Source organism: Pseudomonas sp. TE3644 (assembly GCF_056278815.1).
This window is the reverse complement of the sequence record NZ_JBWBQF010000001.1, coordinates 3,571,680-3,584,229: the sequence shown is the minus strand read 5'-3', so window position 1 is coordinate 3,584,229 and position 12,550 is coordinate 3,571,680. Positions and strand designations below refer to the sequence as shown.

At 65.4% G+C, this 12,550-nt stretch carries 12 protein-coding genes; 10 read left to right on the top strand and 2 right to left on the bottom strand.

Features of this window, described 5'->3' with window-relative positions:
* Positions 1–137 precede the first annotated feature (137 nt).
* Both msrA and ACZ9GA_RS15620 read right to left on the bottom strand, forming a co-directional pair.
* The gene (gene msrA, locus ACZ9GA_RS15625; RefSeq protein ID WP_455924608.1) at positions 138–644 is read right to left on the bottom strand and encodes a peptide-methionine (S)-S-oxide reductase MsrA; all 507 of its coding nucleotides are present in this window, start codon (positions 642–644) and stop codon (positions 138–140) included.
* 149 nt (positions 645–793) lie between these two features.
* Positions 794–1,699 (bottom strand): LysR family transcriptional regulator, encoded by a 906-nt coding sequence (locus tag ACZ9GA_RS15620; protein ID WP_457361821.1) that lies wholly within the window; start codon positions 1,697–1,699, stop codon positions 794–796.
* 259 nt (positions 1,700–1,958) lie between these two features.
* Between ACZ9GA_RS15620 and ACZ9GA_RS15615 the strand changes: the two genes are divergently transcribed.
* From ACZ9GA_RS15615 to ACZ9GA_RS15570, 10 genes are all read left to right on the top strand, one after another.
* Positions 1,959–2,747, top strand: coding sequence for an SDR family NAD(P)-dependent oxidoreductase (locus ACZ9GA_RS15615; protein WP_457361822.1), 789 nt, complete (start codon positions 1,959–1,961; stop codon positions 2,745–2,747).
* Between the two features lie 47 nt (positions 2,748–2,794).
* The gene (locus tag ACZ9GA_RS15610; RefSeq protein ID WP_457361823.1) at positions 2,795–4,234 is read left to right on the top strand and encodes a carbohydrate porin; all 1,440 of its coding nucleotides are present in this window, start codon (positions 2,795–2,797) and stop codon (positions 4,232–4,234) included.
* 29 nt (positions 4,235–4,263) lie between these two features.
* The gene (locus ACZ9GA_RS15605; protein WP_457361824.1) at positions 4,264–5,316 is read left to right on the top strand and encodes a hypothetical protein; all 1,053 of its coding nucleotides are present in this window, start codon (positions 4,264–4,266) and stop codon (positions 5,314–5,316) included.
* Between the two features lie 487 nt (positions 5,317–5,803).
* A complete protein-coding gene (locus tag ACZ9GA_RS15600) occupies positions 5,804–6,934 on the top strand; it encodes an FAD-dependent oxidoreductase (protein ID WP_457361825.1) in 1,131 nt (376 codons plus the stop codon).
* A gap of 16 nt (positions 6,935–6,950) precedes the next feature.
* Positions 6,951–7,967, top strand: coding sequence for an SMP-30/gluconolactonase/LRE family protein (locus ACZ9GA_RS15595; protein WP_457361826.1), 1,017 nt, complete (start codon positions 6,951–6,953; stop codon positions 7,965–7,967).
* A 28-nt stretch (positions 7,968–7,995) separates the two neighbouring features.
* Complete coding sequence (gene hisD / locus ACZ9GA_RS15590; protein ID WP_457361827.1) at positions 7,996–9,279, top strand: histidinol dehydrogenase; 1,284 nt, start codon at positions 7,996–7,998, stop codon at positions 9,277–9,279.
* Entirely contained in the window at positions 9,279–10,025 is a 747-nt protein-coding gene (locus ACZ9GA_RS15585) for an SDR family NAD(P)-dependent oxidoreductase (RefSeq protein WP_457361828.1), read from the top strand. The genes hisD and ACZ9GA_RS15585 overlap by 1 nt, the downstream gene beginning before the upstream one ends.
* Before the next feature lie 12 nt (positions 10,026–10,037).
* Complete coding sequence (locus ACZ9GA_RS15580) at positions 10,038–10,469, top strand: VOC family protein (protein ID WP_457361829.1); 432 nt, start codon at positions 10,038–10,040, stop codon at positions 10,467–10,469.
* Positions 10,466–11,449 carry a fumarylacetoacetate hydrolase family protein gene (locus ACZ9GA_RS15575; RefSeq protein ID WP_455924616.1) on the top strand — a complete coding sequence of 328 codons (984 nt, stop codon included), beginning with the start codon at positions 10,466–10,468 and terminating at the stop codon, positions 11,447–11,449. The genes ACZ9GA_RS15580 and ACZ9GA_RS15575 overlap by 4 nt, the downstream gene beginning before the upstream one ends.
* 1 nt (position 11,450) lies before the next feature.
* The gene (locus ACZ9GA_RS15570; RefSeq protein ID WP_457361830.1) at positions 11,451–12,395 is read left to right on the top strand and encodes an NAD-dependent epimerase/dehydratase family protein; all 945 of its coding nucleotides are present in this window, start codon (positions 11,451–11,453) and stop codon (positions 12,393–12,395) included.
* Positions 12,396–12,550 lie beyond the last annotated feature (155 nt).

Here is a 12,550-nt window from a genome sequence, read left to right as displayed (position 1 = left end):
CCGGCCAGCGCGGCGTGCAGCGGCGGAGGAAGCGGCTCATCCCCCCTGCGGGACCGGGCGAAGCTCGGGGAGCGGCCTGCAGGATCATCCAGTTGTACGCTCCCCGAGCTTCGCCCGGTCCCACAAGGGGCGGAGCATCACCCCCGCTTCGGCAACTTCCAGCTCGGCCGAATAAAGTGGCACGTATACCCATTCGGTATCCGCTCCAGATAATCCTGATGCTCCGGCTCCGCCTCCCAAAAAGGCCCCGCCGGCTCAATCTCGGTCACCACGCGCCCTGGCCACAACCCCGAGGCATTCACATCCGCCTCGGTGTCTTCGGCAATATCGCGCTGCTGCTCGTTGAGGTAATAGATCGCCGACCGATAGCTCGGCCCCCGGTCGTTACCCTGACGATTGGGTGTGGTCGGGTCATGGATCTGGAAGAAGAATTCCAGTATCTGCCGATAGCTGATGCGCGCCGGGTCAAAGACGATCTCAATGGCTTCGGCATGATCCCCATGATTGCGGTAGGTGGCGTTGGGCACGTCGCCGCCGGTGTAGCCGACGCGGGTGGACAGCACGCCGGGGTAGCGGCGCAGCAGGTCCTGCATGCCCCAGAAGCAGCCGCCGGCGAGGATCGCGGTTTCGGTTTGGGTGGTCATGGTGTGTGCTTCCCCTTGCAATGAGTCAGACAGGCAGCATACGCCATCGTAGCCGCTGCCGCAGGCTGCGCTGGGCCTGTGCTTCACTGCAAATCTGCAGCGCACTCCGGGGCCAGCGCAGCCTGCGGCAGCGGCTACGGTTGGGGCGGTCAGGGGAGGTGGGTGGCGGTTTCGATGATCAGGTTGCGCAGCCACGCCAGGCCCGGGTCATGCTGCTGGTATTTGTTCCACTGCAAACTGATGGTCATCTGCGGCGCCGCCCAGGGCGTGGGCAGGATGCGCAGGGGCAAGTAGCGCGCCCAGCGCTCGGCCAGGCGCCGGTGCATGGTGGCGATGCGCTGGGTGCCGATCAGGTAGGGCGGCACGCTGTTGAAGGTGTTGGTGGTGACCTCCATCTTGCGCTCGAAATCGAAGCTGCGCAGGAACCAGTCGTCGACCGTGGGCGCGCGGTGCTCGGTGCCGAAGCGCACCAGCACGTGGCCGTTGTGTTTGTAGTCGTCGAAGGACAGCGTCTGTGGCCCGGCGTCGCGGCACACCACGCAGACGAACTCGTCCGTGAACAACGCCGAAGAAGGGTGCTGTTCAAGGATATGGGTATCGGGCAGCAGCAGAAAATCCACATGCCCGCGCTCAATCTCCAGCGCCGCCTCATCGGTGGGCGAAAACAGTTCGATGGCGCACTGCGGCGCGATGTCGTTGAGGCGACGGCTGACCTCGGGCATCAGCACCATGCCCACGTAATCCGAGGCCATCAGCGTGAACGTGCGGCTGGACAGGTGCGGCTGGAACTGCGCGCGGTTCTCCAGGGTGGCGCGCATCTGGATCAGCAGGTCGCGCACCGGTTGGGCCAGGGTTTCGCCCATGGGCGTGCGCACCATCTTGCGGCCGATCTGCACCAGCAAATCGTCATCGAAATAGCTGCGCAGGCGGGCGAGGGCGGCGCTGGTGGCGGGCTGGCTGAGGTGCAGGCGCTCGCCGGCGCGGGTGATGTTCTGTTCGGCCAGCAGGATGTCGAGGACGACCAGCAGGTTGAGGTCCAAACCATGAAAACGCATGGTGGTTGCTCCGTTTTTCTTATGATTGTGGGCGCAGGCATTTGTTGCCGTTATACCTGCCGCGTGGCGACCTGTGAATACAAAAGCAAAAGAAACGGGCGAATATCGACACTGTGTCGAGTTTGATAACAAACGGATATTTGAATAACGACGGCATATTTGCCGGGCAAATGCCTGTTATCCGAACTTGCAATTTCCGCTGCTGAATCAACAACCCTATAGTCCCGGCACGGACTAACAATAACAATCAGGAAGTGCCATGACCGCTCAACTATCCAACTCGCGCTTGCACGCCAAAGTGGCATTGGTGACTGGCATCGGCAGTGGAATCGGCCAGTGTTGCGCGCTGATGTTTGCGCGCCAGGGAGCCCGTGTCGTGGGCTGCGATCTGGACCCGGCAGCGGCGCGGCGTACCGTGGTTGCCGCCGCGCAGGAGGGTTTGCAGATCGATAGCCTGGAGCCCTGCGACCTCACCGATCCGGTCCAGGCCAGCGCCTTTGTGGAATTCGCCACCGGCCTGCACGGCGGCTTCGATATCGTCGTCAATGCGGCCGCGTTTGGCGCCTTTGCCTGGATCGAAGAGCTCGATTACCAGCAGCACTGGCGCAAAACCCTGACCGGCGAACTGGATCTGGTGTTCTTGCTGTGCCAGGCCGCCTGGCCAGTGCTGAAGGCCCGTGGCGGCGGCTCGATCATCAATTTCGCCTCGGCCAATGCCTGGATGGCCTTGAAGGGCTCGCCAGCTTTGGCCCACTGCGCCGGCAAGGGCGGGGTGCTGGCCATGACCCGGCAACTGGCCATGGAAGGTGGGCCTTACGGCATCCGCGCCAACAGCATTTCCCCGGGGCTGATCGAAACCAGCGCCACCCGCGCACACCTGGCGGCTGATCCCTGCTTCCGCCAGGCGGCGCTGGATCATCAATTGCTGCCCCAGCGCATCGGCCGGCCCGAGGACATCGGCTGGGCGGCGGTGTACCTGGCCAGCGACGAGTCGGCCTGGGTCACCGCCACCGATTTGCGCGTGGACGCCGGCGCCACCGCCTGCTGACAGCACTGCACTCGGTTTCCCGACAATAACAATAACGGGGCTTGAACATGACCTTGCGCGCATCCTTCTACGGGTTGCTCGGCAGCGCCGTGCTGTCTGCAATGACCGCACAGGCTGACGAGTTGAATAAACAGGATTTGCTCACTGATTATCCTTACTACAACAAAGACTGGGTTCAACATACGTTGACCGTACCACCGGCCGAGAACCACAAAAGTTGGGCAAAACAACTGTACGACGCCGGCGTTGAATATAACGGCCTGATGATCGGCGCCGTATTCAATAACATCAGCACCGGCGCCCGGCCTGGCCATGTCGGCGGGCAATTGATTTTCATCAATGCCGTGGACCTGGACTTGGCCAAGCTGTTCGACCTGCCCAAGGCCAAGGTGCACATCGAAGGTGTGGTGTTCCCCCTGACGTACCCACGGCAGGTGACCGGCGACTTCGGCCACTACGCCAGCAGTTACCTGGGCGGCGACCAGTACCCGGCCCATGACACCGGCAACCCGTGGCTGTCGCTGCTCACCTGGGAGCAGACCCTGTGGGATGACCGGCTGAATATCGAGGTGGGCAAGCTCAACCTGCAGCGTTATTTCTTCCGGCCCAATTGCGGCCTGGATTTTCTTTGCACCGATGCGGTGGTGAAGTGGGACGGTGGGGTACCGGACGCCAGCACCGGTACCCTGGGCGGGCGGGTGCGCTACAACCTGAGCCCCGAATGGGCACTGGAAGGCGGGGCGCAGCAGCTGCGCGACTACAGCGCGTTAGTTCGTCAGAAGGGCTGGGATGCCCTGGCGTCGGATCACGGCACCGGGACCTTTTTTGTGGCCGGGCTGGGCTACCGCACCGACTTTGCCAACCGCGCCTACCCCGAAGATTACCAACTGCATTTCTACCACGCCGACACCGCCATCACCGACCCGTACTGGTCGGTCAACGGCACCTCTACTGTAACTACCACGGACACCGCCAGTACCCACCGTGGCGCTAACGGCGTGGTGATGAAACTGCGCAAGACCGTCTGGTCGGACACCGGCAAGCCCGCCGCCACGCCTACCGAGCACCCCCGCAACCTGGCGCTGTTCGGCACCGTGGCGCACAGCTTCGATGACGCCAAACCGGTGGATTGGGGCATTACCGCAGGCGCCACCCTGGAGAAACCCTGGGGCGTCGGCGGCCCTTGGTTCGGGGTCGACCAGCTGGAGGTCAAGGCGATGTATGCCCGCATCAACCACTCGACCCTGCTGGCCCAGCGCGACCGCCGGGTGCTGTTGGGCGGCAGCAGCCAGATGACCTCGCCCGATGAATACCGCCTGGAGTTGAGCACCACGCTCAGCCTGGGGCGCTACCTGGAATTGCAACCGGCCATCGAGTACATCGGCAACCCCGACAGCTCGATGACCAGCGACTCTGCCAACTTGCCGCGCAGTGGCTGGCTGGTGGGGGCGATTCTGGCGGTGTCGTTTGGCAACGCCCATCCCTGATCCGATCCACCTCACAAGGAAATACCCGCATGGAAGTTCGCAACCTGAAGAAAACCTGTCTGGCTGCCGCGCTACTGCTGAGCCAGGGCGCCTGGGCCGCGCAGCCCTGTGACCGGCAGTGCCTGGTGGACATTTCCACCCAGGTGCTGCAGTCGATGAAAGACAAAAGCAGTCAGCATTTGCCGTTGGCGCGCTGGTACGCCTTTACCGAAAACGGCGCGCCGTCGGCGCCGGGCATGAGCAGCTTGTGGCGCACCGTGACCGACTTCCGCCAGCCGGGCATGGGCCAGTATGTGGTGGACCCGGCCACCGGGCAGATCTTCGTGGTGGCCGAGTTGCTGGAAGGGCCGTCCTCGGCGGTGTTCTTCGGCCGCCTGAAGGTTGAAGACCGGCGCTTGACCGAACTGGAACTGTACGTCAGCCGCTCCAAGGGCGACTCGGGGCAGGTGTTCGACCCCAAGGGCCTGGAGCATTTGCCCAGCGCCTGGACCACGCCGTTGCCGGCCGCACAGCGCCCCAGTCGCGAACAGCTGAGCCATCTGGGCGCTACTGTGCTGGACAGCTCGCTGGGCTCGCCGGGCGGTGATCCGCGCTGTGAATTGGTGGAGATGGGCGGGCGGGTGGTGGAAGACCCTGAAGCCCTGAAGGCGATCATGCCGGCCGATGACCTGTCCCAGCGCAAGGTGGCGGGTGGTGTATCGGTGCCGTGCACGGCGCCGGACCGTCCGGGGGATCCGCGCGCGCGGGTGATCGTCGACCAGGAGCAGGGTGTGTCGGTGAGTCTGGGGATTGTGCCGGGGCAGGTGTACGGCAGCTTCATCACCCCGGGGTTGGAGTCCACGTTCGTGCCGTTGGCCATGTCGGCAGGCTTCGAGCGCCTGCCGCAGAAAGTGCGTGACCCCAACAGCGTCAAAGGCGCGCCGCAGGTGCCGGTGATTCGGACCTTGCCGGCGAGCATGGCGGTGGCGGAGATGACCAAGTTCAATGGCAACACCATTGTCGGGGTGCAGCGCTACCTGCATATCCAGCCCACAGGCAGCGGCTCGCCATGGGCGGCAGAGCAAACCACCACCCAGCGCTGAACCGCGAGGTCCAACTCGCTGAAACTGACCCTGTGGGACCGGGCGAAGCTCGGGAAGGGGCTGGCCGCCAATACCGCGTCGTCTGCTTCCCGAGCTTCGCCCGGTCCCACAAAGTGCGTCGCCGTACCTGCTGCCGCCGATCATTTCCCCATGCACGCAACCCCGTAGCCGCTGCCGCCAGGCTGCGCTGGCCGGTGTGAACCCTGAAGATGTTCAGTGTATTGGCGGGCCAGCGCAGCCTGGCGGCAGCGGCTACAGGCATCCACCCCATAAATGCCTCACATCCAAACAAACAATTTCCGGCATACCCGCTGCCTGTTTAAGGTAACCCCATCGCTGCACACAATAAGAACAAGCCGGAGATACCCCATGCCACGCCCCCCGAATACCCCCACCCCCTGACCCCCATTTCGCTGTTTGCACAGGCATGCGCCGGGCCTCCCCGTGCGTGGCCGTCCGCAAGATTCGTTGCAACGAGGAACGCTTGATGAGCGACATCGCAAAAGTGCTGATCGTAGGCGCAGGCATCGGTGGGCTGAGCGCCGCCATTGCCCTGCACAACGCCGGGGTGGAGGTCGATATCGTCGAAATCAGCCCCCAGGCCAAGGTGTACCACGTGGGCATTGTGGTGCAGGCCAACTGCATCCGCGCCATGGCCCAGCTGGGCATCGCCGACGCAGCGGTGGCTGCCGGTTTCCCTTACAAGGGCCTGCGCATCTGCAACCAGCAGGGCCAGGTCAAGGCCGAGCTCAGCGGTGCTCAGCTGGCCGGCAAACAGTACCCGGCCAACCTAGGCCTGACCCGCCCGGCACTGCACAAGGTGCTGCTGGACGCGGTGGCCGACAGCGGCGCCACCCTGCGCCTGGGCCTGACCTTCAGCGACATCGAGCAGAGCGCCGACAAGGTCTCGGTGCGCTTCACCGACGGCAGCAGCGGCGACTATGACCTGCTGGTGGGCGCCGACGGCGTGTACTCGAAAGTGCGCACCACGGTGTTCGGCGAGCAGTACACACCGCGCTTCACCGGTCAGGGCGTGTGGCGCTACAACCTGCCGCGGCCCAAGGATTTGCTGTGGTCGCACATGTTCGAAGGCAAGCCAGGCGGCAAGGCCGGTTATACGCCGCTGACCGAAGACAGCCTGTACGTGCTGTCGGTGTTCGAGGAGCCGGGCAACCCGTTCTTCGACCCTGGCACCCTGGCGGCCGAGTTCCGCAAGCGCCTGGAAGGCTACGGCGGCCTGGTGCCCGAGCTGCGCGAGCAGATTACTGACAGCAGTCAGGTGGTGTACCGCCCCCTCGAAGCCCTGCTGATGCCCGCGCCCTGGTACCGCGGCCGGGTGTTGCTGATCGGCGACGCCGCCCACGCCACCACCCCGCACATGGGCCAGGGCGCCGCCCAGGCGGTGGAGGACGCGGTGGTGCTGGGCGAGCTGTGCGGCACTGCGCAGTTGAGTCTTGCGCAAGTGTTGGACGGCTTCATGGCGCGCCGCTTCGAGCGCTGCAAGTTCATCAACGAAGGCTCGGTGCAGATCGGCGAGTGGGAGCAACGGCCCACCCCGGACGCCGATTTCACCGGCCTGATGGCGCAGATGATCAACGTCGTCGCCCAACCCATCTGAGCAAGGATCACTACGGATGAACAACAATCCTTTGAAAGGCTGGCAGGTCGACCGCGACGCCATCGGCTTCATCGGCCACGACTTGCAACGCCCCGAATGCATCATCGCTCAGCCCGACGGCAGCCTGTGGGCCGCCGACGCCCGGGGCGGGGTAATGCACATCGCCGCTGACGGTCAGCAAACCTTGTTGGCCCCCAAGCAGGCGGCAGCACAGGAAGCCTCGTTCGAATCGCGCTACGTGCAGTCCCAGGGCGCCTCGTTGCCCAACGGCCTGGCGCTGACCGAGCAGGGCGACTTCATCATCTGCAACTGGGGCCTGGACCGCATCGAGAAGCTCGACCGCCAAGGCAACATCCAGGTGCTGTTCGACCAGCTGGACGGCAAGCCCCTGGGCAAGACCAACTTCCCGCTGCGCGATAGCAAGGGCCGTATCTGGTTCACCGTGACCACCACGATGCAGCCTTGGACTGACTCGATCAATTCCGGCGTGCTGGACGGCTACATCGGCGTGATCGACGAGCAGGGCCTGCGCATCGTCGCCGAAGGCTTCGGTGGCACCAACGAGATCCGCTTCGACGACAACGAAGAATGGCTGTACGTGGTGGAAAGCAACGTACGCCGCATTTCGCGCCTGCGCCTCAACGCCGACGGCTCGCTCAGCGACCGCGAGGTGTTCGGCCCGGCGGAGCTGGAAGGCTTCCCCGACGGCTTTGCCTTCGACAGCTTCGGCAACCTGTGGGTGACCCTGGTGATGACCGACAAGCTCATCGCCCTGACCCCGGACGGTGAGGTGCTGACCCTGCTGGACGACAGCAACCCGGCCGCCACCGCCGAGCTCAACCGCCACTACCAGGCCAAGACCCTGACCCCGCCCATCATGCAGGCGGCCCACGGCACCCTGGCACCGTGGATGGCCAGCCTGACCTTTGGCGGCGTCGACCTCAAGACCGTGTACCTGGGCAGCCTGCAAGGCACGCGCATCCCGTTTTTCCAGGCCCCTGTGGCTGGCCAGCCGCTGATCCACTGGCGCTGAACCCCTCTACAAGAACAAGGAATAGACCATGATTCGTCATCTCAAGAAAGGCAAACCCGCCGAGCAAAAGGCCGAACTCAACGCCCAGGTGCGTGACACCGTGGAGCAGATCATCAAGGCCATCGAGCAGCGCGGTGAAGCGGCGGTGCGCGAGTACTCCGAGAAGTTCGACCGCTGGAACCCGGCCAGCCTGCGCCTGAGTGCCGAGGAGATTCAGGGCTGCATCGACAGCCTGTCGCCCCAGGCCATCGAGGACATCAAGTTTGCCCAGGCGCAGATCCGCCGCTTCGCCCAGATTCAGTTGCTGTCGATGCGCGACGTGGAAGTGGAGACGCTGCCCGGCGTGGTGCTGGGCCACAAGAACATCCCGGTCAACTCGGTGGGCTGCTACATCCCCGGCGGCAAGTACCCGCTGCTGGCCTCGGCGCACATGAGCGTGCTGACCGCCAAGGTGGCCGGCGTGAAGCGGGTGATCGCCTGCGCACCGCCATTCGATGGCAGGCCGTCCCCGGAGATCATCGCCGCCATGGCCCTGGCCGGCGCCGACGAGATCTACGTGATGGGTGGCGTGCAGGGCGTCGCCGCCATGGCCCTGGGCACTGAACACATCGCCCCGGTGGACATGATCGTCGGCCCGGGCAACGCCTACGTGGCCGAAGCCAAGCGCCAACTGTACGGCCGCGTGGGTATTGACCTGTTCGCCGGCCCTACCGAAACCATGGTGATCTGCGACGACACGGTGGACGCCGAACTGGTGGCCGTGGACCTGCTGGGCCAGGCCGAGCACGGTCCCACGTCGCCCGCGTTCTGCGTCACCACCAGCACGCGTATCGCCGAAGAACTGCCGGCCGCCATCGAGAAAGTGCTGGCCCGCCTGGACACCGCGCCGATTGCCAGCGTGGCCTGGCGCGACTATGGCGAGATCATCCTGTGCGACACCGACGAGGAAATGCTCGCCGAATCCGAGCGCATCTGCTCCGAGCACGTGCAGGTGATGACCCGCGACCCGGACTGGTTCCTGGCGCGCATGACCCACTACGGCGGGCTGTTCCTGGGCCACCGCACCAACGTCTCCTACGGCGACAAGGTGATCGGCACCAACCACACCCTGCCCACCATGGGCGCCGGCCGCTACACCGGCGGGCTGTGGGTGGGCAAGTTCATCAAGACCCACACCTACCAGCGCGTGCTCACCGATGAGGCCAGCGTGGCCATCGGCGAGGTGTGCTCGCGGCTGTGCGCCCTGGAGCATTTCTCCGGGCACAAGGAACAGGCCGACATCCGTGTTCGTCGCCTGAAGCAGGCCCTGTGATGACGCCCCTGGAAGGCAAGGTGGCGGTGGTCACCGGCGCCACCGGCGGGCTGGGCGGGGCGATCTGCGCCGCCCTGGCCCAGGCTGGGGCGCGGGTGGTGGCTGGCTACAACCGCAGCGCCGAGGCGGCCCAGGCGCTGGTCGCCGAGCTGCCCGGCGAGGATCATCTGGCGGTGGCCGCGCCGGTCACCGACAGCGCAGCCTTGATAGCCTTGGCGGCAACGGTGCAGGGTCACTACGGCCGCTGCGACCTGCTGATCAACTGCGCCGGTACCACGCGCTTCGTCGCCCACGCCGACCTCGACGGCCTGGATGACGACTTGATCGACAGCATCCTGGCCACCAACGTGCGCGGCCCGATTGCCTGCGTGCGGGCCTTGGCGCCGCTGCTCAAGGCCAGCGGCGACGGCCTGGTGGTGAACATCAGTTCCATCGCGGCGCGCACGGCCATGGGCAGCAACATCGCCTATTGCGCCTCGAAGGCGGCGGTCGACAACCTCACCCAGTCCCTGGCCCGCGCCCTGGCGCCCCAGGTGCGGGTGGTGTCGGTGGCGCCGGGGCTGGCCGATACCGAGTTCGTCCAGGGCCTGGCCCAGGACTGGCGCGACGAGCAAGCCGCGCGCACGCCCCTGGGGCGCCTGGCGCTGCCGGCCGAAGTGGCGCGCGCGGTGCTGGCCCTGGCCACGCAACTGACCTTTACCACGGGCGCCGTCATCCCTGTGGATGGCGGGCGGCCGCTGAGCTGAGGAGGGCACCCCATGTTTGCGATCAAACCACACCACGGCGGCATCAGCGTGCCCAGCCTGGACGCGTCCATCGACTGGTACCGGACCATGCTCGGCTTCGAGCTGGAAAGCCGCGCCTTCATCGAGCAGATACCGGCGCACATCGCGTTCATCCGCAGCGGCGACTACCGCCTGGAGCTGTTCCAGCTGGAGCAGGCCAAGCCGCTGCCAGCCGACCGCCGCGAGCCGCACCTGGACTTGCAGACCCACGGCCACAAGCACCTGTGCTTCGCCGTGCAGGACGCCCCGGCCGCCTTCGCCGCACTGCGCGCCAAGGGCGCCGACATTGTCTTCGAGAACGTCATCGACGGCACGCCCATGGGCTTTCTGCGTGACAACAGCGGCAACCTGCTGGAACTCATCCAATACCCGGCCTTGTGGGCCGAACAAGGAGCCTCCCTATGAAACTGGCCACCCTCAAGGATGGCAGCCGCGACGGCCGCCTGGTCGTGGTATCCCGTGATCTGCGCCGCGCCGTGCTGGCGTCGGGCATTGCCGCCACGCTGCAGGCGGCCATTGAAGACTGGACGCGCTGCGAGCCATTGCTGCAGCAACTGTCGGCCGCATTGAACACCGGCCATGCCGCCCAGTCCTTCGATTTCGAGCCGCGTGAAGCCATGGCGCCGCTGCCACGCGCTTATCAGTGGGCCGACGCTTCGTCGTTCCTCAACCACGGCATGCTGATGGAGCGGGCGTACAATCTGGACATCAAGAAAGACCCTGGCGTGCCTATTATCTACCAGGGCGCGGGCGATGATTTTCTCGGCGCCTGCGACGATTACCCGGTACCCGGTGAAGAGCATCAGATCGATTTCGAAGGGGAGGTCGCCGTGGTGCTGGATGACGTGCCCATGGGCGTTCAGCCTGCCCAGGCGGCAGGGCATATCAAGCTGCTGATGCTGCTCAACGACGTCAGCCTGCGGGCGCACCTGTTCAAGGAAGTGAGCATCGGCTTCGGCCCGCTGCGCGCCAAGCCCAGCACGGTGTTTGCGCCGGTGGCCGTCACCCCGGACGAACTTGGGCCGGCGTGGAGCGAAGGGCGGGTCAAGCTGCCCATGCACGTGCAGTGCAACGGCCAGCGCTTCGGCGAGCCCAATGGCGCTGAAATGGACTTCAGCTTCCCGGAACTGGTGATGCACCTGGCTCGCACCCGCAAGCTGGGTGCCGGTACGGTGCTGGGCTCGGGTACCTTCTCCAACCGCGATTACAACGTCACCGGCTCCGCCTGCCTGGCCGAGCGCCGCGCGGTGGAGACCATCGAGCAGGGCGAGGCGAAGACGCCGTTCCTCAAGTTCGGCGACCGCCTGCGCTTTGAAATCTTCGGCCTGGACGGCGCCAGCGTGTTTGGCGCCATCGATCATCGCTTCGTACCGGCGCAGGTGTGACATGCACATACTGATTACCGGCGCCAACGGCTTCGTCGGCGCAACCCTGGTGCAACGGCTGCTGAATGATCCGGCGGCGCTGTCGGGCTGGACGCAGCTGACTTTGCTCGACCTGACCTTCGATAAACCGATTCACGACCCACGGGTGCGCTCGCTGGCGGGCAGCATCGACGATACCCGACTGCTGGCCGACGCCCTGGAGACGCCGGTGGACGTGGCGTTCCACCTGGCCAGCGTGCCCGGCGGCCTGGCCGAGCGCGATTACGCGCTGGGCCGGCGGGTGAACCTGGACGCAACCCTGGCCTTGCTGGAAGGGTTGAAGGCGCAGGCCAAGCCTGCGCGGGTGGTGTTCGCCAGCACCATCGCCGTCTATGGCGCGCCGTTGCTTGAGACGGTGGATGACCACACGCCGCTGCGCCCGCAACTGAGCTACGCCACCCAGAAGCTGATGGGCGAACTGCTGGTCGACGACTTCAGCCGCCGCGGCTGGATCGAGGGGATCAGCCTGCGCTTGCCCGGCATTGTCGCCCGGCCGCCGGCCCCGTCGGGGCTGCTGTCGGCGTTCATGAGCCAGGTGTTCTGGAAGCTCAAGGCCGGCGAGCCGTTCGTGTGCCCGGTGTCGCCGGGTGCGCAGGCGTGGTGGATGTCGGCGGCGCGTTGCGTGGACAATTTGCTGCATGCCGCGCAAGTGCCGGCCGAGGCGTTGCAGGCGCGGCGGGTGTTTGCCTTGCCGGTGCTGCATCTGAGCATGGCGCAGTTGATTGATGGGTTGTGCAAGCGCTTTGGCGAGGACCGCCGGGCGTTGGTGAGTTATGCGCCGGATGAGGGCCTGGAGGCCAATTTCGGCCGCTATCCGGCGCTGCGCGCCGAGGCAGCGGAGGCGTTGGGGTTGCGCCATGATGGCAACATGGAGGAACTGATCGAAAGAACACTACACACCCCGTAGCCGCTGCCAAAGGCTGCGCTGGCCCCGAGCCTCACAGGAGATGTTCAGTGTTCACCCTGGCCAGCGCAGCCTGGCGGCAGCGGCTACACACCACTGTAGCCGCTGCCGTAGGCTGCGCTGGCCTCGAGCCTCACTGGAGATGTTCAGTGTTCACC